This is a genomic window from Bradyrhizobium sp. 160 (genome assembly GCF_023073735.1).
In the GTDB taxonomy this organism is placed as follows: Bacteria; Pseudomonadota; Alphaproteobacteria; order Rhizobiales; family Xanthobacteraceae; genus Bradyrhizobium.
The window spans coordinates 1-21,593 of sequence record NZ_JADPKD010000044.1; the positions used below are offsets into that span (position 1 = coordinate 1).

Here is a 21,593-nt window from a genome sequence, read left to right on the forward strand (position 1 = left end):
AGAACGAACTCGGCTCCCGGGAGAGCGCGGCATAAGCCGTCAAACCACTGCGCAGGGAAGGCCGTGTGTTGGGCTTCACCTGTATGCCGCTGTGCAGTTTTTCCTGCGTGTGCCTTTCGCACAGCGAACCGTGGGTGCCAGGTCAGCACCCGGCCTTCCCTGCGCCCTCCCGGCTTTGAGGGTGGAGCGACGAAGCAAAGCTCGGGCGAAACGCGCCGCGAGAATGCGAAGGCGTGTCTGTGCGTTGAATGTGTGTTGGAGAATGACGTTGGTTCACCTTGCTCCGTCATTGCGAGCCAACGGGGCCGCGCTTCGCGCGGACCCGTTGGCTCGCAGTGACGTTGAGAGAGCATGCCTCACTCTCCTCTCGTGCCCCGGCTCTGCAGCGCCCTTCGATGCGCTGCAGAGCCGGGGCCTATATCGCAGCGCCTTCCCGTGTGGGCCGGGTCCCGGCTCTGCGTCGCGTCACTTCGTGCCGCGCCGTGTCCGGCACGGCAGTGCATCAATGACCGCGCTTCTTCTCCTCGTCAGCCGTCACCACCTCCGGCGCCATCGCTGCCCAGACACTGGACGCGAATTGCCGTCGCCAGGTCACGACCACCACGGCCGCCGTGGTCACGAACAGCAGCCATGGGCTGACGAACCAGCCGAGATAGCCGAGCGCGAAGAAGAAGGCGCGCTGGCCGCGATTGAAATGGCGGCCGGCGGATTCGAACAGGCGCGTGGTGCGGATGACATGGGCTTCCGCCTCCACCGTGTCGCGCTGGGACGCCGGCGGCATGCCGCCGAACAGGATCGCGACATAGTTGAACAGGCGATAGGCCCAGGCGAACTTGAAGAAGGCGTAGACGCAGATCAGCACGAGGCCGACGCATTTCAGCTCCCACAGTGCGGGCGAGGGGCTGAGGTCGATCGGCAGCTTGCTCAGGATCGTGATGGCGTCGTTGGTGGCGTGCAGCAGCGCCAGCGCGCCGCCGAGCGCGAACAGGCTGGTGGAGGCGAAGAAGGCGGTGCCGTTCTGGAGCGAGGCCATGATCTGCATGTCGACCATGCGCGTGTCGCGCTCGAGCAGCTGGCGCACCCAGACCTCGCGGTAGCGATTCATGCGCGCCGACAGGCTGTCGCGGCCATAGGCCGAATGCTCCAGCGTCAGCGCGTAGACCAGCCATTCGATGATGAAGAAGCCGACGGCGGTGATGTCGACCCAGTGCCTGCTCATGTCCGTCTCCTCGCGGGCGGCAACGATTGCCACGCATGGCAAGGCGCGGCAACGATTGATTGGGGGCAGGCTATGGCGTTAAAAGCAGCTCGCTTCAGGACGTCTCGGGAAGGATTGACGACATGGCTGCGCTGAAACTCGCGATCGGCAACAAGAACTACTCGTCATGGTCGATGCGGCCTTGGCTCGCACTGCGCGCCAACGACATCCCGTTCGTGGAGACCGTCATCCCGCTCTACACCGACAATCCCGCCGACAAGGAGCAGATCCTGTCCTTCAGCCGCGCCGGCAAGGTGCCGGTGTTGGTCGATGGCGACATCACGGTGTGGGATTCGCTCAGCATCATCGAATACATCGCCGAGCGCTACCCGGAGAAAAAGCTGTGGCCCGACGATGTCGCCGCGCGCGCTTATGCCCGGTCGGTGTGCGCCGAGATGCATTCCGGCTTCATGGCCTTACGTAACGAATGCGGCATGAACCTGCACCGCCCCGTGCGCCCGGTGACGCTATCGGCGGACGCCAAGGCCAATATCGCGCGCGTGCAGGAGATCTGGCGCGAGTGCCGGACCCGTTATGGCGCCAAGGGACCGTTCCTGTTCGGCCGCTTCGGCGCGGCGGATGCGATGTACGCGCCGGTCGTGCACCGCTTCCGCACCTATGCGATCGAGGTCACGCCCGAGACCAAGGCCTACATGGACACGATGCAGGCGCTGCCGGCGTTCCAAGAATGGACCCGGGACGGGCTCGCCGAAACGCTTCGCATCGAGAAGTTCGAGGACGCCTGACCGCTGGTCCGGCCGGGAAGGCGGCCCGCGCGCCGGCTGGCGGCGCTCCTGCCGCCGCCATGATTCCCTACGCTGCGACATCCAGCTGCGACATGCCGCCGGACGGGGCTGCTCCGGCGGTATCATCGGCCCGCCGGTCCATCTCTATCATTCTGAAAAGACTGCCAAATTGGGGCGGTTGTCATGCCGGCATGGCGCTGGCCAAACGGGCGGGGCTCGTGCTATACGACGGCCCGGGTTTCCGGCCGGCCATCGCAGTGGGACACTGGGCGAGGCAGGCGCTGTTTGAGTGATGGAGAGGGTGTTGAAGCACAAATTCCCCGTGGGAACGCGCGTCTTGTTCACGGCTAGCAATGTCGCGCGTCCGGCTGCCAGCGGCGCGTATGAGATCATCCGTCTGCTGCCGACCGATGGCGACGACTGCCAGTACCGGATCAAGAGCTCGACCGAAGCGTTCGAGCGCGTCGCCAAGGAAAGCCAGCTCGCGCTCTCCTGAAGACGGACGCTACCCTGCGCATTGGCGCCTTCCGGAAATTGTATCCTCTCGCCGTCAAAAGGCCCGCTTCGGCTTCGCAAGGTGGGGCGGGGGCAGTTTGCCGACTCGCGGTGCTCGCTTGACCATTCGCTCTTTGCTCGTGTGAGAGGACGTCGCGCATGACCTGGTCGCTCGACCAAATTTGGCGCTGGCCGGCCTTCCCGATGTGGATGACGCTGCTGGCTGCCGGATTCTTCGGGCTGATCCTCCTGATCACGCTGCTGCGCGCCGACAGGTCGGTCGCGAACGGCGCGCTGACCGTGATCACGCTGCTGTCCATTGCGATCGCCGGGGCGGCCACGGTGCGCGTCTATGGTTCGGAGGGGCAGCCGACCCCGGCCGAAGCGCGCGCGCAGGCGATGACGGCGAGCCTGCCGGCGCTGTCCTGCCTCGACGATCTCGCCGGCGATGCCGTGGCCGTTGGCTGCGAGAAGGCGCTGTTCGGCGCGCCTGAGGCAGCGGCTGCCGCCGTCTCCTATACCGCCGCCAGGATCGACCGGCTGACCGCGCTCGGCGACGTCGCCACGGCCGAGAAGAGCCTGACACTGGACCTGAAGGTGCTGCGCAAATCGCTGGAGCGCGATCGCTACGGCCTCGTCGCCCATGTGCTGGTCGCGCGCGAGGGCTGCACGCAGTTCGATTGCGCTGCGTTCCGCTCGCTGACCGACCAGCAGCAGGTTGCCGCCAACATGGATTCCCATCGCTACGACACGCTGGTTGCGCGCTATGCGCCGACCTGGAACGCGCCCGCAACGGCGCTGGCGATGCCGGCCGCCGCTGCGCTTGCCGGATTGCCGCCGTCGATGCCGACCGGCAAGCCGACCAATGCCGAGTTCCCGAGCGCCTCGTCGACGCCGCCGGTCAGCATCATGAATCCCGAGCCGCCGACTGCGGCCACGCGCCAGGCGGCACCGGCCGCAAACGCAGCGCCGGCAGCGCGCGCGCCGGCAGCGGCCTCGGCACAGGCCGCAGCGCCTGCGGCACCAACTGCGTCGGCCGCGAAGAAGCCGCCTGCTCCAAAGGCAGCGCGTTCTCCCGCAGCGCCGGTTCCGCTCGCGCCGCCGCCAGCCTCGGCGGCTGCTCCAGCGGCTGCGGATAACGAGTAGATCGGCATTCCAAATGCGCGGCTGTCCGGCTAATGCTGGGGCATGCCGCTACACCTGATCAAGCTCGCCGTCGGCTGCGACTCCGTCAAGGAATTGAAGGAGTGGATCGCCGAACGGATGCAGACCGCCAAAAAGAAGGGCCTGCCGCAACGTCACATCCACATCACCCGCATGGTGCCCAAGCGCGACGCCGAGATCCTCTCGGGCGGCTCGCTCTATTGGGTCATCAAGGGCGAGATCGCCGCGCGGGAGAAGATCATCGGGATCGAGCCGTTCCGTGACAAGGACGGCATCGGACGCTGCCGGATCGTGATGCAGCCGAAGGTGATCTCGGTGTCGCCGCGGCCGATGCGCCCGTTCCAGGGCTGGCGCTATCTGACCGATGATTCAGTGCCCGCGGATCTCGGCAAGTCCGCCGCCGGCTCGATCGCGGCGATGCCGGAGCCGATGCGGCGCGAGCTGCGTGATCTCGGATTGCTCTAGACCGCGATATTGTCGATCAGCCGGGTGGTGCCGAGCTTGGCCGCGACCAGGATCCGCAAGGGTCCGTCCTTGTGCGAGGTGACCGGTGCCAGCGTCGCGGCATGGCGGGCTTCGAAATAGTCGAGGGCGAAACCGGCCGCCTTGATCATCTCGGCGCCGCCGGCCATGGCGGGTGCGATCGCGTCGCCTGCACGGATGCGCCCGGCGCTCTCCCTCATGGCGCGGTAAAGCGTGATTGCGGTCTGCCGCTCCTGCGGTGACAAATAGACGTTGCGCGAGGACATCGCGAGCCCGTCGCGCTCGCGCACGGTGCGGGAGCCGATGACCTTGACGCCGAGGTCGAGATCCCGCGCCATCTGCGCCACCACCCGCAGCTGCTGAAAATCCTTCTCGCCGAAGATCGCAAAGTCGGGCCGGCATTGCGTGAACAGCTTGCCGACGACGGTGGCGACGCCGCCGAAGAAATGCGGCCGGAAGCGGTCCTCGAGCCCGGCCAGCGCTGGCCCCTCCGGCACAATGCGGGTGGCAAAGCCCTCCGGATACATGGCCTCGACGTCGGGGTGCCAGACCACATCGACGTCCTCGGCCGCGAGCTTGGCGATGTCGGCCTTCCAGGTGCGCGGATAGGCGCCAAAGTCCTCGGTCGGGGCGAACTGAGTGGGGTTGACGAAGATCGACACCACGACGCGGCTCGCGCGTCGCTTGGCGAGGCGAACCAGCGACACATGCCCATCATGGAGTGCCCCCATGGTCGGGACCAGTGCGATCGTGGCCTTTCGCTTGCGGAGAGTGTCGACGGCGCGCCGCAGGGCAGGGACCGTGCGGGCGATCAAGGGACTCGATGACATCAGGACTCGATAGGGTTGGAATCAGTGCGGGGGCGGCCGGCGCGCGACCGGCTAACCTTAACAAGCGGCGATCGTGGACGCCATACATCCGGATGCGGCACAGCATCCCGGCTAAGGCCGCGCAGAATGTCGCGACATTGTGGGCTGGATCACAGACGAAAAGATGACGCCGCAATTCATGACGAAGAACGACGCATTGCAATTTGCATTACCTGTCACGCATTTCACTTGACCGCCGATGCGGTCAACTCGAAGATATTCGTTAGGGGTATTGAGGATCGCTATGCTTGTGCAGGCTAGCCAAGGCCAATCCGGCTCGGCGCATGTGGTCGTGCTCGGCAATGAGAAGGGCGGCTCCGGCAAATCGACGACCGCCCTGCACATCGCGGTTGCGCTCCTGAAGGCCGGCCAGCGCGTCGCCACCATCGACCTCGACTGCCGCCAGCAGAGCTTTACCCGCTACATCAGCAACCGTTCGGCCTGGGCGCGCCGCACCAAGCTCGACCTCGAGCTGCCGGTGCATCGCTGCATCAAGCTCGGCGAGACCATGCAAATCGCCGAGAACGAGAATGCCGAGTTCCTGCAATTCATGGACGCGGTCTCGGCAGTCGAAAGCAGCTTCGACTTCATCGTCATCGATACGCCCGGCACGGACAGCTACCTGATGCGGTTGGCGCATTCGATGGCCGACACGCTGGTGACGCCGATCAACGACAGCTTTCTCGACTTCGACGTGCTCGGTACCGTCGATCCCGCTAACTACGCGGTCACCGGGGAGAGCCATTACGCCGAGATGGTGCGCGACGTCAGGCGTAAGCGTCGCCAGCTCGACGGCGCCACCACCGACTGGATCGTGGTGCGCAACCGCCTGTCGATGCTCGGCTCCCGCAACAAGCAGCTCGTCGCCGAGGGGTTGAAGGATTTGTCGCTGCGGCTCGGCTTCCGCTACGTCGACGGCTTCGCCGAACGTGTCGTCTATCGCGAATTCTTCCCGCGTGGCCTGACCGCCCTCGACGAGATCGACGAGGCCACGCTCGGCATGCGGCCCAATCTCGGCCATCTCACCGCGCGGGAGGAGGTGACCAGCCTGCTCCGCCAGCTCAAGCTGCCGCTCGATGAGCGCGGCCGCCGCCGCGCCGCCAACCGTGCCGAATGGTTCAGTCAGGTCGACAAGCCGCTCGAAGTCCACGACATCTTCGGTGCCTGAGGCCGCGGTATACTGCTACTTCCTGTCGATCCGAACGGCCGGTTGCCGCGGGAACTCGGTCCGCGCTCGGCGCGTTTTCATCTTACGTTGACTACGAATTGAACCCGATCGAGCCCGGTTGCGTCGGATGGTGACCTGCACCCTGACGTAGCCTTATGACAAAGGGTGCCCAACAAACGTGTGCGACGCACAATGAAAGGGCTGCCGGTTCACAATATTTAGCCTTCCTGTCACGCTGCTGTGACATATATTAGGGAATAGGCGACAAGGGGACAAAGAGCCCCGAAGAACACGATTTTCAACAGGGATCAGGCCGCAAGAGCCTGCGGCTGAGGACGAAGATGAAGCGTGGAATTGCCGTTCTGGTTTCGGTCAGTGCTCTCTGCGGCATCGCCTATTTCACGGCGAGCAAGTGGGCCATCAAGCACGAGACCATCACCTTCTACGACGCTTCGCGCGACAACCGCCCGGTGCCCGTCCACATCGCGGTGCGCCGCGACAAGGAAATGCAAGCCAACGCTGGCCTGATCAAGTTGCCTGTCGCCGTGATCAATCATGGCAACACTGTCAAGAACACCGAGTACGGCTTCCTCGCCAACATCTTCGCTGCGCGCGGCTACATGGTCCTGAGCCCGCAGCATGATTTGCCGACCGATCCTCCGATGGTGACCAAGCCGGGCGAGCTCTATGTCGGCCGGCTGCCGCAGATCCTGCGCGGCGTCGCCAACATTCATCTCGCCATGCAGGAGATGAAGAAGGTCCAGCCGAATGCCGACTACGACAAGGTGACCATGGTCGGTCACTCCATGGGCGGCGACATCACGATGTATTTCGCCAAGCAGTATCCGGATGAGGTCAAGAAGGTCGTCACGCTCGACAATCTGCGCGTTCCCTTCGTCACGGCCGGCAAATTCAAGATCCTGTCGTTCCGTTCCACCGATCCCCAGTTCAAGGCCGATGCGGGCGTGATCCCCACGGACGAGGAGTGCGAGAAGGCGGGCATTCAGGTCGTGAAGACCGAGTTCCAGCATAATGACATGCGCGACACCGGTCCGGATGCGGCCAAGAACTCGATCCAGAGCATGCTCGACAGGTTCCTGAGCGCCACCGACAGCGAGATCAGACCGGTCGACACGCAATCGTCTCCGCCCAAGATTCTCGAGCCGGGTCCAGTTGCATTGATGGCGCCTGCCAAGAGCTGACGCCTCCCTCATCGACACCGATCTCGAAGCCTCCGCCGGCTTACCTCCGCGGAGGCTTTGCACATTGACCGGGCTCTACGCGCCCACCACATTAATTGCCCACGCATGGTTGAGCAGCGATGTCGGGCGACCCCATCAAACCGCGCGGCGATGCCGTCTCGACGAAAGCCGGCGGCGCAGTGCCACAGGCCGGAACGTCCACCTCGGATGACATTGCCGCCTTTGTCGCCAAGGCGCGTGCGTTGTCACCGCATGCGCCCGGCGCGAGGGGGCGGCTGATCTTCGCGCTGGATGCGACAATGAGCCGGCAGCCGACCTGGGACATGGCCTGCGCGCTCCAGGCCGACATGTTTCGCGAGACTGCGGCGCTCGGCAGTCTCGACGTCCGGCTCGTCTACTATCGCGGTTTCAACGAGTGCCGGGCGACGGCGTGGATCTCCGACAGTGCCAGGCTTGCGACATTGATGAGCAAGATCGATTGCCGCGGCGGCGACACCCAGATCGGCAAGGTGCTGAGCGAGGCCCGGCGCGAGGCCGTCGCGTCCGGCGTGCGGGCCGTCGTCTTTGTTGGCGATGCCATGGAGGAGAACGCCGACGAACTCTGCGCCAGCGCCGGCGAGCTTGGCATGCTCAAGGTGCCGGTGTTTGTGTTTCAGGAAGGCCATGACGCCGTGGCCGAGCGGACCTTTCGCGAGATCGCGCGCCTGACCGGCGGTGCCTGGTGCCGGTTCGATCCTGGCGCGGCGGCGCAGTTGCGCGAGCTGTTGCGGGCGGCCGCGGCTTACGCCGCCGGCGGCCCCGAAGCGCTGCTGGAACTGGCGAAGAGCGCGAGCGCTGCGGCGAAGCTGATCGGCCAGATGAGGTAGCGATCAGGCTGGCGACCGGCTGCGGAAGCTGGACGCGATGCATTTTGCCGAGAGCGCGACTATATTCCGGCCATGACCCTGCTCGCCGGCGCTGTCGCCGTTATCACGCTTTATCTGCTGCTCCAGATGTTCCGCTCCGCCAATCCGGCGGTGCTGGCGCGCACCATCAAGCTCGGTGGCGGCGTGGTGGCGCTGGCGGTCGCAGCGTTCACGGGTCTGCGGGGCGAACTGGCGGTCGCGATTCCGCTCGGCATCTTCGGCGCCGGGCTGCTCGGCTGGACACCCCTGGCCAACGCCGGCTTCGGCAATGTCGGAGGGCTGTTCGGCGGCGGCGGCGCGACACGCGCGTCCGGACAGGCCTCTCGCGTGCGTTCGCAATTCCTCGACATGCGGCTCGACCACGACACCGGCCAGCTGACAGGCCGGATCGTTGCCGGACCTCATGCCGGGCGCGATCTCGGCGAGTTCGACCTTGCCGGCCTGCTGGCGATGGTGCCGGCATTCGATGCCGAGAGTGTGGCCTTACTTGAAAGCTATCTGGACCGCCGGTTTCCCGCTTGGCGTCAGAACGCGCAGGGCGATGCGGCAGGGCGGCAGCGTCGCACGGCGGCGAGCGGCAAAATGACGGCGGAGGAGGCCTATCAGATCCTTGGCTTGCAGCCGGGCGCGGGGCGCGACGACATCAGCAGGGCTCACAAGTCCCTGATGAAGAAACTCCATCCCGACCAGGGGGGCTCGACGTATCTCGCTGCCCGTGTAAACGAGGCCAAGGATACTCTGCTTCGTACGCATAACGGCTAACTCCGGCACCACGCTACAAACGCCCGTACCGCGTGAGCTCTGTTTGCTCTGTCTGCCGTCGCCCCGATGCCCGCCATTGTCGGCGTGGTCGATCCCCTTGAGGAAAGTTTTAACCGTAAATTGTTGACGAGAGGTTGTCGCGGAACAGCCTCGGCATCACCCCAAAACGAAAATGCCCGCGCAAGGCGGGCATTTGTTTTGGGAGGCTCGAGAGATCAGTTGCGCACGGTGATGCAGGAGATTTCGGCGCGCTTCAGGGTGCGGCAGACGGCTTCGGCCTGATCGCGCTCGAGCCCGGCGAAGCGGGCACGGTAGAGTTTGCGATTGTCCTTGGCGACGACCGGCTCGGTGAACGGGTCGGCCTTGCTGAGCAGGCCGCGGGCCGAGCTGCGGGCGGCGTCGATGCGCTGCTGGGCTTCGCTCTCGCTCTCGAGCGCGCCGACCTGGACGATCCAGCCGCTGTGGGTGACGACCGGCTTGGTCGTGGCGCTCATCTGAATCGGCCGCGGCGCCGGGTCGGCGGAAGCAAGCTTCGGAGCGGCCGGGGCGGGAGCGGCGGCGGGTGCGGCTGGCAGCACGCCGAGGATGCCGTTGCCGGTGCCGAAGCCCGCCGGCTGCCGTGGCAGCTCGGTGCGGGCGATCTCGGACTTCGGCGCTTCCGGCTGGCTCGGGATTTCGGGCCTGTTGATGAGATCGGCCCGGGCGACGACGGCGCCGGACGTTTCCGCGACATCGGACCGGGACGGAATGGTGTTCGTGACCGGTGGCGACACCTGCGCCGGGGCAGCGGAGGCGACTTTCACGGCGCCGGCCTTGACCTGAACGGTCTTGACCCGGACCGGCTTCATCGGTTCGGACGAGCCGGGGATGATGGACAGCGGCTGGCTTGAGATCACGCCATTGGTGAGCGGCGCCGGCTCAATCTTGGCTTCAGCCGGGCGAACTTCAGGCTTGGCCTGGGGCGGCGGCATCGCAGCAGTCGCAGCCGCCAGCGTCGACAGACGCGCGGCAAGGCGGGATGAGGCGGCCTCGGGAGCCGGGGCCGCCGCGGCCTGGACCTGCGGGGCAGAGCGGAGAGCATCCGAGGCGTCGGCGACCTCGGCACTGGCGTCGGCGCCGTTGCGCTCGGTGACGGCGGCGACGGTGTGGGTGGTCGCGCCCTTCTCGAGATTCTCCGCGAGCAGATTGCGCATGATCGCGTCGCGCGAGCCGCCGCTGCGGCCGCCGAGCACAACTCCGATCAGATGGCGATTGCCGCGGCGCACCGAGGTGACGAGGTTGAAACCGGACGCGCGGGTGTAGCCGGTCTTGATGCCGTCCACGCCCTCGACATTGCCGAGCAGGTGATTGTGGTTGCGGATCGACTGTCCGCGCCAGTTGAACGAGGCGGTCGCGAAGTAGCGATAGTAGCGCGGGAAGCGCTCCTGGATGGCGCGGCCGAGCGTGGCCTGGTCGCGTGCCGTCGTCACCTGCTCGTCGTTCGGCAGGCCCGAAGCGTTGCGATAGACGGTCTTGGACATGCCGAGCGCGCGCGCCTTGCGCGTCATCATCTGGGCGAAATCGCTCTCGTCGCCGCCGATCGTTTCTGCGATCACCACGGCGGCGTCATTGGCGGAACGCGTCACGAGGCCCTTGATCGCGTCCTCGACGCGGATGGTCTGGCCGGGGCGGAGGTTGAGCTTGGTCGGATCCTGGTCGGCGGCATGCTGCGACACCGGCATCTCGCTGTCGAGCTTCAGCTTGCCGGATTCGAGGCGCTCGAACAGCAAGTAGAGCGTCATGATCTTGGTGAGCGAGGCGGGGTGACGCAGTGCGTCGGGGCTGGTCGACTGAAGCACCGTGCCAGAATTGCCGTCGACAATGATGGAGGCAAATTTTGAGCTGGAGCTCTCGGACACATCGCGCTGCACCCGAGGGTGCGCGTAGTGGCGCCGGTGGCGCCGCGCCTCGGCAGCATCGGTGGTGACGATGATTACGGTGGTGACCGTAAGAAGCCCGAAAACGCCAACCCGCGCCAAGCGCGAGGCAGACAAGTTGTTACGAAGCATGGAACCCCGTCCCCGTTTCTGACTTGATCACCGGCTCGTGAGGCGAAATTGTGCCCAATCGACCCGGGATCATTACCTGCTCAGGCTGTCCCTCCGCTGATGTTCACCGCGGGGGACGTTTGGACCTGAGCCGCTGTTCTGGCTAAGGTGATGTTCTCAAACGGCTTTGGCCGCCTGCGGAAGTGAACACGTCCAGGGAATCAGGGTAGGGGGCCGCGGTTTCCAAAAGCTTAAGGAACCCTTGCGGAAAACCCCGGGAATCTCCGCGATTTGAATCTGCTTTTGTGCGGCGCACAATATTCTTGACTTTTTTGTGCGCTGCACTAATTGTAGGCAAAGTCAGGGAGCCGGGGCTTCCCGACGAGAGCCAGGGAAAAGGATTCCGACATGTTCAAGGTTGAAGACTTTCAGAACTACGGGAAAGAGCAGTTCGAGCAGTGCGTCGCCTCCGCGACCTCGGTGCAGCACGGCCTTCAGGCGATCGCGAGCGCTTATGGCGACTACACCAAGAAGTCGTTCGAAGACACCAAGTCCTTCGTCGAAAAGCTCTCCGGCGTGAAGTCGCTGGACAAGGCGATGGAAGCGCAGACCGATTTCGCCCGTTCCGCCTACGAGACCTTCGTTGCGGAATCGCAGAAGATCGCCGGCCTCTACAGCGACCTCGCCAAGCAGGCGCTCAAGCCGGTCGAGACCATCGTGTCGAAGTTCACCCCGGCTGCGAACTGAGCTTTCCAGGACGTCTTGGAATCGAAAAGCCCGGCTGATCAGCCGGGCTTTTTTTGCCGGTGGGAAACGTTGATCATCTCGCGAGGCGCAGCTTGCTCAGCGCGGTTCCGATCGTATTGAAAATAGTCGCGATCTCGGTCGAGCTCTTGATCTCGTAGAACTTGTCCGGGCTGCTCGCGCAATATTTCAGGATCGCCGAGGTCGGATCCCCGCCCGTGTTTACCTGGATCGTGTAGATCGTGTACATCGCCGCGCCGTTGGAATCCTTCGCATTCTTGAGATTATCGCATAACAATTGCTGCCGGGCATCGATCGAGCCAGGGAACGTGCTGTTGCCGTATGTCGTGGTCTGGTTCCTGCCGTTGCCGTAGGCCGGCCAGCGGTCCTCGGTGTTCAGACCATCGGACAGCAGGATGATGACCCTGTTGTAGGTGGAGCCGCTGCTGGTGCTCTCCGCTGGCGCGTTCAGAGGATTGCCCTGTCGCAACGACTGCCAGGCCCAAGCCAATCCGACAGCCTGGTTGGTGCCGCCCGTTGGCTCCATCGCGTTGACCGCGGTCTTCAGAGCGCTCCAGTCGTAGGTCAGGGGGATGACCCGCCCGAGCTTGGTCGAAGCGCTGCTGCTGCAATAGGAGGTGCTGTTCTCGTAATATTCGTTGGCGGGAAACAATGTCGTGGCATCGGAGGACGTCGGCGATACGCCGGTCGTGTCATTCGGCTGGGTGCGGTCTGCGACGCAGCCTGTCCAGGTGCTGATGGGATTGCTGGAAGCCTGGCGCCAGTCATTCGCGACGCTGGTAGCGTTGGGAGTCCAGATGTGCTCCTTGTTGGGCGTATGGGTCGCATCCCGGAAACCGACGGCGGCGGAAACTCTCGGTTGGTCCAAATTGTCTGTCGTGTCGTTGGGGCCGGGCTGTGTCCAATTGTGAACATAGGTCCAGCCGGTGCAATATTTGCTGGTGCCGCTGCCAGTGCAAGTGCAGCCGGATACGTCATTACCGGAGGAATTCTTCGGGCAACTGCAGTTCGAGCTTCCGCTGCAGAAGGTTTCCTGAAGGCCGGTCGGCTCACTGCTCCAGCACCCGTTGTAGATCGTCTGCGAGTTGCCATCGAAGGTCGGGCAAATCGGATTCTGGATGCTCGCGCCGTTGACCGTGATCGTGGTCGATTGGATCGTTGACGTGCCCAAAGCGCTGCTTGTCGGTGCGGTCTTGCATGTGAACGCGCCATTGGCGCGGCCATTGGTGTTGCCGAGGGAGTTGGTGAATGGGCACTTCGCGCCAGGTCCCACCGCATGCCAGTTGATAGGCAGGCTTGCCTGGTAGCCGCCAGGTACGTTGGCGGGCTGCGCGGTCGGCGGGTTCAGCCAATCGGTCCAGTCAATCCAGCTCTGGCCATAATTGCTCGTGCCGACGTTGACGTCCTTGGCAAAGGGAATGACCGAAATATAGACATCGCCGTTGGTCTTGCTGAGTGCGCGGAGCTGGTCAATCAGGCCGCCGGTTCCCGCGACCGCATTCTTCAGCGCCGTCATCTTGTTGTTGTCCGACATCGATCCCGTGTTGTCGAGCGCCAGCGCCACGCGCATCTTCACGTTGCCCCAGGTTGCGGTCGACGTGGTATTAAAGCCGAGCGTCGGATAGCCGGCGATCTGCATGAACATGGAATCGATGTAGCTGGAGCCTTCCAGAAGGATCTTCGCTGCCGCGCTTGTGGTCGCCGCAGTGTAGGTTGCCGTTAGCTGAACCCTTGTCTTTGCTGCCGTGTCCGCGGCTTCGCTGCCGGCGAACAGGCCCTTGAAATAGTCTGCCGCCTTCTGGCTGATCTGGGACTGGGAGATGGTACCGGCTGTTAGGTCCCTCGACAGCATCAGCGCGGTCGAATCCAGGGCGGCCTGCATTGACGATCGCGCGCGGGTGGCCCGGCTATAATCGATCGCGGCACCGACGAAGGTCAGCACTGGGACGAGCGCGATGGCGAAGATCACCGCGATATTGCCTTGCTCGGCCTTCTTGAAGCTGGCGAGCTGTCGACCAATGCGGCGGACAACGGGCAGGTGAAGCATGACGACCCCCGAAATCTGTGGTTTGCCCGATCTCGCGCCACGCCCTTGAAGGGTAGGTAAATAGGACCGTAGAAAGCCGGAGATATCCGGTCGAAACCGTCGCAGTCGCGCTAACAGCCGGGTTCCTGGTCAACAGGTCCAAACAGTCACAGTGGAAATTTTTGTCAAATCGATCCGGATTGATTAACCTTGGTTTGGATCGCCGGGCCGGGAATCGGGACCGCCGCGGCCGCATCGGCCGAACCTTTGCACGCTTGCGGCGAGCCGGGGGCAGGGCCATATTGCTAGCGAACGATCCGGTTCGGACCGGACCGCTCGGAAGCGGCGATCCGGAAAGGCGGCGCGCTTGTGCGAGGCTCCGAGGTACTGAGCTGCGCCGCAGACCGTCATTCGCTTCCCTGGGGAATTTGAACGCCTGTGCCATGCCGCAATTGACTTCCAGACTCGACCTGCCAGCGGTCACCGCCGCCTCCGCTCCCCGGATGAGCAACGACGAAAACCGTTCGGGCGGCCCTTCCGGGCCGAACACATCGGTCATTACCAAGGTCAAGCCGAAAACCAAACGGCCGAACCTGTATCGTGTGTTGATCCTCAACGACGACTACACGCCGATGGAATTCGTCGTCCATGTACTGGAGAAATTCTTCCAGAAGGACGTCGAGGCTGCGACCAAGATCATGCTGCACGTCCATCATCACGGCATCGGCGAGTGCGGCGTGTTCACCTACGAGATTGCCGAGACCAAGGTGACGCAGGTGATGGATTTCGCCCGCAAGCACCAGCATCCGCTGCAATGCGTGATGGAAAAGAAGTAAGACGCCTCACGGCGAGTTTGAAAGCCGGCTCTTGCGTAGTAGCGGTGTGATCGTCGCGCGAGGTCCGCGCGCGACTTCCGTTGCAGCCGGCAAAACTACGGAATTCTGTGCCGGCGCCGATCCAGCCCAAATCGGAACGGGTCTTGCATCGAAAAAGCCGGTCTTGTGTGCAGCCGCCTGAGTCGCGGAACCGGTCTTTCGCGGCGGTCTTGTATAACTATATGTGAGAAAGGTTGTTGTTGCCTGACCGGGCGATGACGATCATGATGGTGGGGGCCATAGAGGACGCGAATGCCGACTTTTTCCCAAAGCCTTGAACAATCCCTGCATCGTGCGCTGGCGATCGCCAATGAGCGTCATCACCAATACGCGACGCTCGAGCATCTCTTGCTCTCTTTGATCGACGACTCCGATGCAGCCGCGGTCATGCGCGCCTGTAGCGTCGATCTCGACAAGCTCCGCACGAGTCTCGTCAACTATCTTGAGACCGAATTCGAGAACCTGGTGACGGATGGCGCCGACGACGCCAAGCCGACCGCCGGCTTCCAGCGCGTGATCCAGCGCGCGGTGATCCACGTGCAGTCGTCCGGTCGCGAAGAGGTGACCGGCGCCAACGTGCTGATCGCAATCTTCGCCGAGCGCGAGAGCCATGCGGCGTATTTCCTGCAGGAGCAGGACATGACGCGCTATGACGCGGTCAACTACATCAGCCACGGCATCGCCAAGCGACCAGGCGTCTCCGAAGCGCGGCCCGTGCGCGGCGTCGACGAGGAGACCGAGGCCAAGGGCAACGAGGACGCCAAGAAGAAGGGCGAGGCGCTCGAGACCTATTGCGTCAACCTCAACAAGAAGGCCCGCGACGGCAAGATCGACCCGGTGATCGGACGCAATTCCGAGATCAACCGCGCGATCCAGGTGCTGTGCCGCCGGCAGAAGAACAACCCGCTGTTCGTCGGCGAAGCCGGCGTCGGCAAGACCGCGATCGCGGAGGGCCTCGCCAAGCGCATCGTCGACAGCGAGGTGCCGGAGGTGCTGGCGGCCGCGACGGTGTTCTCGCTCGATATGGGCACGCTGCTCGCCGGCACCCGCTATCGCGGCGACTTCGAAGAGCGCCTGAAGCAGGTGCTGAAGGAGCTCGAGGCGCACCCCAACGCGATCCTGTTCATCGACGAGATCCACACCGTGATCGGTGCGGGTGCGACGTCGGGCGGGGCGATGGACGCATCGAACCTGCTCAAGCCGGCGCTGGCCTCGGGCACCATCCGCTGCATGGGCTCGACCACCTACAAGGAATACCGTCAGCACTTCGAGAAGGACCGTGCGCTGGTGCGGCGCTTCCAGAAGATCGACATCAACGAGCCGACGGTCGAGGATGCGATCGCGATCCTCAAGGGCCTCAAGCCGTATTTCGAGGACTACCACCGGCTGAAATACACCAACGAGGCGATCGAGGCCGCCGTCCAGCTCTCCTCGCGCTACATCCACGACCGCAAGCTGCCGGACAAGGCGATCGACGTGATCGACGAATCCGGTGCGGCACAGATGCTGGTCTCCGAGAACAAGCGCAAGAAGACCATCGGCATCAAGGAGATCGAGACCACGATCGCCTCGATGGCGCGGATTCCTCCGAAGAGCGTGTCGAAGGACGATGCCGAGGTGCTCAAGCATCTCGAGCAGACCTTGAAGCGCACCGTGTTCGGCCAGGACAGGGCAATCGAGTCGCTCGCCGCTTCGATCAAGCTGGCGCGCGCCGGCCTGCGCGAGCCGGAGAAGCCGATCGGCTGCTACCTGTTCTCGGGTCCGACCGGCGTCGGCAAGACCGAGGTCGCAAAGCAGCTCGCGGCGACGCTCGGCGTCGAGCTGCTGCGCTTCGACATGTCGGAGTACATGGAGCGGCACACCGTGTCGCGCCTGATCGGCGCGCCTCCCGGCTATGTCGGCTTTGACCAGGGCGGCCTGCTCACCGACGGCGTCGACCAGCATCCGCATTGCGTGGTGCTGCTGGACGAGATCGAGAAGGCGCATCCGGATCTCTACAACGTGCTACTCCAGATCATGGATCACGGCCGGCTCACCGACCACAACGGCAAGCAGGTCAACTTCCGCAACGTGATCCTGATCATGACCACGAATGCGGGCGCGGCGGATCTCGCCAAGCAGGCGTTCGGCTTCACCCGTTCGAAGCGGGAAGGCGACGACCACGAGGCGATCAACCGGCAGTTCGCGCCGGAATTCCGCAACCGCCTCGATGCCATCGTCTCGTTCAGCCATCTCAGCGTCGAGGTGATCGGCACCGTCGTCGAGAAGTTCGTGCTTCAGCTCGAGGCGCAGCTTGGCGATCGCGACGTCACCATCGAGCTGTCCGAGCCGGCCAAGACCTGGCTGGTCCAGCACGGTTACGACGAGCAGATGGGTGCACGTCCCATGGCCCGCGTGATCCAGGAGCACATCAAGAAGCCGCTGGCGGACGAGGTGCTGTTCGGCAAGCTCAAGGGCGGCGGCCATGTTCGTGTCGTTCTCGTCAAGGACGAGGCCGACGAGACCAAGGAGAAGATCGGCTTCGAGTTCGTCGAGGGCCCGGTCACGCCGAAGCAGGAGAAGCTGCCCGGCGCCCGCAAGCGTCCGCCAGGCAAGTCCAAGCCGGGCGGTCCCGGCGGCTCCAAGGGGCCGACCTCGAAAGGGCCACTGGTCAAAGTCTGATTTGCACGCGATGAATTGAAAAGGCCGGCTGAAAAGCCGGCCTTTTTGTTGCTCGCATCACCGTAGCGGCGTCATTCACCCCGCAGGCGCTGGTCGTCCTGCACGCGAACGTGCTCGGCGCCGCGCGCGCCGGCGGGCGACAGCCGCAGCATGCTCAGCACCGCGCCGCAGAGTGCAAAGCCGACACCGGCGAGCAGCGCCAGCCGGGTTCCTTCGACCGGATAGCGGCCGAGCAACAGCGCCACCAGTGCCGCGCCGGTGGTCTGGCCGAGCAGGCGGGCCGTTCCCAGCATGCCGCTGGCGCCGCCGGCGCGCTCGCGCGGGGCGGCCGCGATCATGGTGCGGTTGTTGGGGGTCTGGAACAGGCCGAAGCCGGCGCCGGCCAGCGCCATGCGCCAGATCACGTCGAACGGCGCGGGCGTTGCAGGCAGCAAGGCGAGCGCGCCGAGGCCGCAGGCGAACAGCGTGAGCCCGATACCACCGAGCAGGCCGGCCGGATAATGCTCGACAAGGCGGCCAGCGAGGGGCGCGGCGAAAGCCACCGCGATCGGCCAGGGCGTGATCAAGAGGCCCATGTGCACGGCGGAATAGCCGAAGCGGCTCTGCAGATAAAAGGGGATCGCGACGAAGGCCAGCATCTGTCCGCAGAACGATGCAATCGAGGTCGCAATCGACAGCGCGAACACCGGGATGCGCAACAGATCGATCGGCAAGAGCGGCGAGGCCATGTGGGTTTCGCGATAGATCAGCAGCGCGCCGGCGACGATGGCGATGGCGAACTGCACGAGGCAGGTGACCGCCGCCTCGCCATGACCGACGCTGTCGACGGCGGCGATGCCGACGCCGAACGTGATCGCGGAGAGCCCCGCGCTCTGCCAATCGAAGGAACGACTTGCGGGCTTGGTGTGCGGCAGGCTGCGCAAGCCGATCAGCAATGTCACCGCACCAAGCGGGACGTTGATGGCGAACAGCCAGGGCCAGCTTCCGATCGCGAGAATCCCGGCGGCGAGCGTCGGGCCAACCGCGGCCGAGAAGGCGACCACGAGCGCGTTGAGCCCGATGCCGCGGCCGAGCTGGCTGCGCGGATAGGTGAAGCGCACAAGCGCCGCGTTGACGCTCATGATGCCGGCCGCGCCAAAGCCCTGGATGATGCGCGCGATTGTCAGGAGCGGCAGCGTGTGTGCCAGCGCGCACAACGCGGATGCGAGCGTGAACAGTGCGAGCCCGACCAGATAGACGCGGCGATAGCCGACGATCTCGCCAAGCGAAGCCAGCGGCAGCAGCGAGATCGTGATCGCGAGCTGGTAACCGTTGACGATCCAGATCGAGAAGGCCGGGCTCGCATCGAGGTCGGCTGCGATCGTCGGCAGCGCCACATTGGCGATGGCGCTGTCGACCACCGCCATGATGATGCCAAGCGCAATGGTCAGCACCGCCTGGTTGCGCTGCGGCTGCGGCAGGCCGTCGGCATGCTCAATCGGGGCGGACGACATGATGGAGGCGCGGTTGATTCGAGCCGTGATTCATCTCCGAATAGGAAATTGCCGGATCGACAGCAACCCGTCAGGACACGGTCAGTTCCCCTGCCGGGAGCCGGGCTTCCGCCATGAAAAGAAAGGAGTCGGGAGCGCTTTCACGAGAGCCCGGCATTGCTTGGCCATGCCTAGTCGTGCCGCAGCATGTCAGCGAATGCCGCGTCGGCAACGCGCGGGTCGATCGCTTTCGCCTCGGGCTGGATTTCGATCGTCGTTGCGGACGAGGAGAAGCAGGCGAGCTGGTAGTCACCCGTCTGCCGCGGCAGGAGCGTCAAGCCCCAGCCTACCAGGACGAGTAGCGCGAGCCGGATGGCGATCACACGAAGCAACAGCTCCGTTGCGCTTATGGTGGCGTCAGTCCTCATGCGTGCCAGCTTGAGGCAGGTCAGCAGGCAAGACAATTTGGAATTGGCGAGCGCTGCCTTCGCTCGAAGCGAAGGCTCGAGGTGATCGATGACTGGCCTGTCAGTGCCGCGACTGGCTTTGCCGGAAGTCGCGCGGCGACATGCCGAAATGGTCGCGGAAGACGCGGCCGAAATGCGAGAGGTCGTTGAAGCCCCAGGCGAAGGCGATCTCGCTAATGTGGCGATGGGCGAGCACGGGCGAGGCAAGGTCGCGCCTGCATTGGGCGAGGCGTTCGGCGAGGACATGGCGCTGGAACGAGGTGTCCTCGTCGGCGAGGAGATCGTTGACATAGCGCCGCGAGATGCCGAGCGCGGCCGCGGCCTCCGCGAGCGAGAGGTCGGGATCAGTAAGATGCGCGCGGATGTGCGCCTTTAGCCGGTAGAGCAGGGCGGAGCGATGGGTCGAGGACGGCAGCGACGTCTTGCCGAGCCGCTCGCCGAGCGCCATCGCAAGGAGATCGACTGCCTGCTCCGACAGTGCGGCCGCGTTGTTCGGAGCAAGTTGGTCCGCGCTCTGGCAGAGCCTGACAATGAAATCATAGGCGAGCCGTTCGAGCGGCACATCGGCGCCGAACGCAATCGCGGTCAGTGCCTCGGTGCCGCCGAGCCGGCGCTGCAGCATCTCACGCGGCACCTTGAAGATGGTCTGCGTGAAGCTGTCGTTGAACTTCAGCTCATAGGGCCGCGTGGTGTCATACAGCGCGAACTCGCCGGGATGGATCACGGTCTCGCGGCCATCCTGCACCACGCCGCCGGCCCCGCGATTGCCGAGCGCGACCAGGACGAAATCCTGATCGGAGCGCGCGATGCGCGAGGGCGTGCGGAAGACATGCTGGCGGTCGGAGCAGACCTCGGAGCACACGGCCCTGCCGAGCGAAGCCTGCGTGACCGAGCCGTGAAAGGCACTACCGAGGTCCGACTTGCAGTCGAGCCCGACGAAGACGTCGCAGACAATGTCCTGCCAGAGGGCCAGCCGCCGGTAGCCGGGGCTGCCGTCCGTCGTGAACTGGATTGGCATCTGAGGAGCCTCCCTTTCACACCCTGCAAAAATCGCCTGTTGGCGGATCCAGCCTGCCCGGAGGCAAATCCCGTACCGGTTGGCGGGCGCGTCCAGTCGAGTTTTTGTTCCGCCCTGGTCGAGCGCCCGGCCGTCCGGCTTGGCCAAATAGACTGCATCGGACGTGGCTTCCGATCAACCGGCGATGGAGGCGGGAATGGGCATCGAACATCCGAAATACAAGGTAGCAGTGGTGCAGGCGGCGCCGGCCTGGCTCGATCTCGATGCTTCGATCGACAAGTCGATCGCGCTGATCAGGGAGGCTGCGGAAAAGGGGGCCAAGCTGATCGCCTTTCCTGAGGCGTTCATCCCCGGTTACCCCTGGCATATCTGGATGGACTCGCCGGCCTGGGCGATCGGCCGCGGCTTCGTGCAGCGCTATTTCGACAATTCACTGTCCTATGACAGCCCGCAGGCTGAAAAGTTGCGCGAGGCCGTGCGCAAGGCAAAGCTCACCGCCGTGATCGGCCTGTCCGAGCGCGACGGCGGCAGCCTCTATCTGGCGCAATGGCTGATCGGGCCCGACGGCGAGACCATCGCAAAGCGCCGCAAGCTGCGGCCGACCCATGCCGAGCGAACCGTCTATGGCGAGGGCGACGGCAGCGACCTTGCCGTGCATGCGAGAGCCGACATCGGCCGCCTCGGCGCACTGTGCTGCTGGGAGCATCTCCAGCCGCTGTCGAAATACGCGATGTATGCCCAGAACGAGCAGGTGCATGTCGCGGCCTGGCCGAGCTTCTCGCTCTACGATCCCTTCGCGCCGGCGCTCGGCGCCGAGGTCAACAATGCGGCTTCGCGCGTTTACGCGGTGGAAGGCTCCTGCTTCGTGCTCGCGCCTTGCGCGACGGTGTCGCAAGGAATGATCGACGAGCTTTGCGACCGGCCCGACAAGCATGCTCTACTGCACGCCGGCGGCGGCTTTGCCGCGATCTATGGCCCCGACGGCAGCCAGATCGGCGAGAAGCTGGCGCCGGACCAGGAGGGTCTCCTGATTGCCGAGATCGACCTCGGCGCCATCGCTGTTGCGAAGAACGCCGCCGATCCCGCCGGGCATTATTCACGGCCCGACGTGACGCGGCTCCTGCTCAACAACAAGCCGTACAAGCGGGTCGAGCAGTTTGCGCTGCCGGTCGATATGGTCGAGCCCACGGACATCGCCGCCGCGGCGAGCTGATCGCCGGGACCACGGGA

At 64.5% G+C, this 21,593-nt stretch carries 19 protein-coding genes; 12 read left to right on the plus strand and 7 right to left on the minus strand.

All coding sequences use genetic code 11. The features are described 5' to 3' along the window. Positions 1 to 502: 502 nt before the first annotated feature. On the minus strand, positions 503 to 1,219 hold the full coding sequence (locus tag IVA98_RS17535) for a DUF599 domain-containing protein (RefSeq protein ID WP_247355263.1): 717 nt from the start codon (positions 1,217 to 1,219) through the stop codon (positions 503 to 505). 122 nt (positions 1,220 to 1,341) lie between these two features. On the opposite strand from IVA98_RS17535, the gene IVA98_RS17540 reads away from it, so the two are divergent. The 4 genes from IVA98_RS17540 (at position 1,342) to IVA98_RS17555 (ending at position 4,128) form a co-directional block, all read left to right on the plus strand. Continuing rightward, positions 1,342 to 2,004, plus strand: coding sequence for a glutathione S-transferase family protein (locus IVA98_RS17540; protein ID WP_247300732.1), 663 nt, complete (start codon positions 1,342 to 1,344; stop codon positions 2,002 to 2,004). Positions 2,005 to 2,296: 292 nt separating this feature from the next. Beyond that, positions 2,297 to 2,500 carry a hypothetical protein gene (locus IVA98_RS17545; RefSeq protein ID WP_247275749.1) on the plus strand — a complete coding sequence of 68 codons (204 nt, stop codon included), beginning with the start codon at positions 2,297 to 2,299 and terminating at the stop codon, positions 2,498 to 2,500. A 158-nt stretch (positions 2,501 to 2,658) separates the two neighbouring features. Then, positions 2,659 to 3,645 (plus strand): hypothetical protein, encoded by a 987-nt coding sequence (locus tag IVA98_RS17550; protein WP_247355264.1) that lies wholly within the window; start codon positions 2,659 to 2,661, stop codon positions 3,643 to 3,645. Positions 3,646 to 3,687: 42 nt separating this feature from the next. Beyond that, positions 3,688 to 4,128, plus strand: coding sequence for a DUF1489 family protein (locus tag IVA98_RS17555; RefSeq protein ID WP_247275751.1), 441 nt, complete (start codon positions 3,688 to 3,690; stop codon positions 4,126 to 4,128). On the opposite strand, the gene panC is transcribed toward IVA98_RS17555, so the two are convergent. Then, positions 4,125 to 4,976, minus strand: coding sequence for a pantoate--beta-alanine ligase (gene panC / locus IVA98_RS17560; RefSeq protein ID WP_247334231.1), 852 nt, complete (start codon positions 4,974 to 4,976; stop codon positions 4,125 to 4,127). The genes IVA98_RS17555 and panC overlap by 4 nt on opposite strands. A gap of 283 nt (positions 4,977 to 5,259) precedes the next feature. Here panC and IVA98_RS17565 point away from each other — a divergent pair, with 283 nt between their 5' ends. From IVA98_RS17565 to IVA98_RS17580, 4 genes are all read left to right on the plus strand, one after another. Beyond that, the gene (locus IVA98_RS17565; RefSeq protein WP_247355265.1) at positions 5,260 to 6,183 is read left to right on the plus strand and encodes a division plane positioning ATPase MipZ; all 924 of its coding nucleotides are present in this window, start codon (positions 5,260 to 5,262) and stop codon (positions 6,181 to 6,183) included. Positions 6,184 to 6,524: 341 nt separating this feature from the next. Continuing rightward, positions 6,525 to 7,385: an alpha/beta fold hydrolase gene (locus tag IVA98_RS17570; protein ID WP_247355266.1), complete on the plus strand. Its 861-nt coding sequence runs from the start codon at positions 6,525 to 6,527 to the stop codon at positions 7,383 to 7,385. 119 nt (positions 7,386 to 7,504) lie between these two features. Beyond that, positions 7,505 to 8,251 (plus strand): vWA domain-containing protein, encoded by a 747-nt coding sequence (locus IVA98_RS17575; RefSeq protein ID WP_247355267.1) that lies wholly within the window; start codon positions 7,505 to 7,507, stop codon positions 8,249 to 8,251. A gap of 72 nt (positions 8,252 to 8,323) precedes the next feature. Beyond that, positions 8,324 to 9,052, plus strand: coding sequence for a DnaJ domain-containing protein (locus tag IVA98_RS17580; RefSeq protein WP_247355268.1), 729 nt, complete (start codon positions 8,324 to 8,326; stop codon positions 9,050 to 9,052). Positions 9,053 to 9,267: 215 nt separating this feature from the next. Here IVA98_RS17580 and IVA98_RS17585 read toward each other — a convergent pair whose 3' ends face one another. Then, positions 9,268 to 11,100 carry a D-alanyl-D-alanine carboxypeptidase gene (locus IVA98_RS17585; RefSeq protein ID WP_247355269.1) on the minus strand — a complete coding sequence of 611 codons (1,833 nt, stop codon included), beginning with the start codon at positions 11,098 to 11,100 and terminating at the stop codon, positions 9,268 to 9,270. A 387-nt stretch (positions 11,101 to 11,487) separates the two neighbouring features. Between IVA98_RS17585 and phaP the strand changes: the two genes are divergently transcribed. Continuing rightward, a complete protein-coding gene (gene phaP / locus IVA98_RS17590; RefSeq protein ID WP_247275759.1) occupies positions 11,488 to 11,826 on the plus strand; it encodes a phasin family protein in 339 nt (112 codons plus the stop codon). Positions 11,827 to 11,899: 73 nt separating this feature from the next. Here phaP and IVA98_RS17595 read toward each other — a convergent pair whose 3' ends face one another. Beyond that, complete coding sequence (locus tag IVA98_RS17595; RefSeq protein ID WP_247355270.1) at positions 11,900 to 13,891, minus strand: TadE/TadG family type IV pilus assembly protein; 1,992 nt, start codon at positions 13,889 to 13,891, stop codon at positions 11,900 to 11,902. 482 nt (positions 13,892 to 14,373) lie between these two features. Here IVA98_RS17595 and clpS point away from each other — a divergent pair, with 482 nt between their 5' ends. Together clpS and clpA are read left to right on the plus strand one after the other, a co-directional pair. Then, on the plus strand, positions 14,374 to 14,706 hold the full coding sequence (clpS, locus tag IVA98_RS17600; protein ID WP_164934959.1) for an ATP-dependent Clp protease adapter ClpS: 333 nt from the start codon (positions 14,374 to 14,376) through the stop codon (positions 14,704 to 14,706). A gap of 291 nt (positions 14,707 to 14,997) precedes the next feature. Further along, positions 14,998 to 17,406 (plus strand): ATP-dependent Clp protease ATP-binding subunit ClpA, encoded by a 2,409-nt coding sequence (gene clpA, locus IVA98_RS17605; protein WP_247275761.1) that lies wholly within the window; start codon positions 14,998 to 15,000, stop codon positions 17,404 to 17,406. Between the two features lie 71 nt (positions 17,407 to 17,477). Here the strand turns inward: clpA and IVA98_RS17610 are convergent, their stop codons facing one another. The 3 genes from IVA98_RS17610 to IVA98_RS17620 all read right to left on the minus strand — a co-directional run bounded on the left by IVA98_RS17610 (position 17,478) and on the right by IVA98_RS17620 (position 20,363). Continuing rightward, the gene (locus tag IVA98_RS17610; RefSeq protein WP_247300741.1) at positions 17,478 to 18,899 is read right to left on the minus strand and encodes an MFS transporter; all 1,422 of its coding nucleotides are present in this window, start codon (positions 18,897 to 18,899) and stop codon (positions 17,478 to 17,480) included. 170 nt (positions 18,900 to 19,069) lie between these two features. After that, complete coding sequence (locus tag IVA98_RS17615) at positions 19,070 to 19,306, minus strand: hypothetical protein (protein WP_247355271.1); 237 nt, start codon at positions 19,304 to 19,306, stop codon at positions 19,070 to 19,072. A 100-nt stretch (positions 19,307 to 19,406) separates the two neighbouring features. Then, on the minus strand, positions 19,407 to 20,363 hold the full coding sequence (locus tag IVA98_RS17620) for an AraC-like ligand-binding domain-containing protein (RefSeq protein ID WP_247355272.1): 957 nt from the start codon (positions 20,361 to 20,363) through the stop codon (positions 19,407 to 19,409). Between the two features lie 196 nt (positions 20,364 to 20,559). On the opposite strand from IVA98_RS17620, the gene IVA98_RS17625 reads away from it, so the two are divergent. Next, entirely contained in the window at positions 20,560 to 21,576 is a 1,017-nt protein-coding gene (locus tag IVA98_RS17625; RefSeq protein ID WP_247355273.1) for a carbon-nitrogen hydrolase family protein, read from the plus strand. The last annotated feature ends 17 nt before the right edge of the window (positions 21,577 to 21,593 follow it).

Excerpts from the sequence above, each read along its gene's own strand:
- IVA98_RS17550 (WP_247355264.1), top strand. The coding sequence starts at position 2,659 with ATGACCTGGTCGCTCGACCAAATTTGGCGCTGGCCGGCCTTCCCGATG.
- IVA98_RS17625 (WP_247355273.1), top strand. The coding sequence starts at position 20,560 with ATGGGCATCGAACATCCGAAATACAAGGTAGCAGTGGTGCAGGCGGCG.
- IVA98_RS17570 (WP_247355266.1), top strand. The coding sequence starts at position 6,525 with ATGAAGCGTGGAATTGCCGTTCTGGTTTCGGTCAGTGCTCTCTGCGGC.
- IVA98_RS17610 (WP_247300741.1), bottom strand. The coding sequence starts at position 18,899 with ATGTCGTCCGCCCCGATTGAGCATGCCGACGGCCTGCCGCAGCCGCAG.
- IVA98_RS17595 (WP_247355270.1), bottom strand. The coding sequence starts at position 13,891 with ATGCTTCACCTGCCCGTTGTCCGCCGCATTGGTCGACAGCTCGCCAGC.
- IVA98_RS17575 (WP_247355267.1), top strand. The coding sequence starts at position 7,505 with ATGTCGGGCGACCCCATCAAACCGCGCGGCGATGCCGTCTCGACGAAA.
- IVA98_RS17585 (WP_247355269.1), bottom strand. The coding sequence starts at position 11,100 with ATGCTTCGTAACAACTTGTCTGCCTCGCGCTTGGCGCGGGTTGGCGTT.
- clpS (WP_164934959.1), top strand. The coding sequence starts at position 14,374 with ATGAGCAACGACGAAAACCGTTCGGGCGGCCCTTCCGGGCCGAACACA.
- IVA98_RS17580 (WP_247355268.1), top strand. The coding sequence starts at position 8,324 with ATGACCCTGCTCGCCGGCGCTGTCGCCGTTATCACGCTTTATCTGCTG.
- IVA98_RS17620 (WP_247355272.1), bottom strand. The coding sequence starts at position 20,363 with ATGCCAATCCAGTTCACGACGGACGGCAGCCCCGGCTACCGGCGGCTG.
- IVA98_RS17545 (WP_247275749.1), top strand. The coding sequence starts at position 2,297 with ATGGAGAGGGTGTTGAAGCACAAATTCCCCGTGGGAACGCGCGTCTTG.
- IVA98_RS17555 (WP_247275751.1), top strand. The coding sequence starts at position 3,688 with ATGCCGCTACACCTGATCAAGCTCGCCGTCGGCTGCGACTCCGTCAAG.
- clpA (WP_247275761.1), top strand. The coding sequence starts at position 14,998 with ATGCCGACTTTTTCCCAAAGCCTTGAACAATCCCTGCATCGTGCGCTG.
- IVA98_RS17615 (WP_247355271.1), bottom strand. The coding sequence starts at position 19,306 with ATGAGGACTGACGCCACCATAAGCGCAACGGAGCTGTTGCTTCGTGTG.
- IVA98_RS17535 (WP_247355263.1), bottom strand. The coding sequence starts at position 1,219 with ATGAGCAGGCACTGGGTCGACATCACCGCCGTCGGCTTCTTCATCATC.
- IVA98_RS17565 (WP_247355265.1), top strand. The coding sequence starts at position 5,260 with ATGCTTGTGCAGGCTAGCCAAGGCCAATCCGGCTCGGCGCATGTGGTC.
- panC (WP_247334231.1), bottom strand. The coding sequence starts at position 4,976 with ATGTCATCGAGTCCCTTGATCGCCCGCACGGTCCCTGCCCTGCGGCGC.
- phaP (WP_247275759.1), top strand. The coding sequence starts at position 11,488 with ATGTTCAAGGTTGAAGACTTTCAGAACTACGGGAAAGAGCAGTTCGAG.
- IVA98_RS17540 (WP_247300732.1), top strand. The coding sequence starts at position 1,342 with ATGGCTGCGCTGAAACTCGCGATCGGCAACAAGAACTACTCGTCATGG.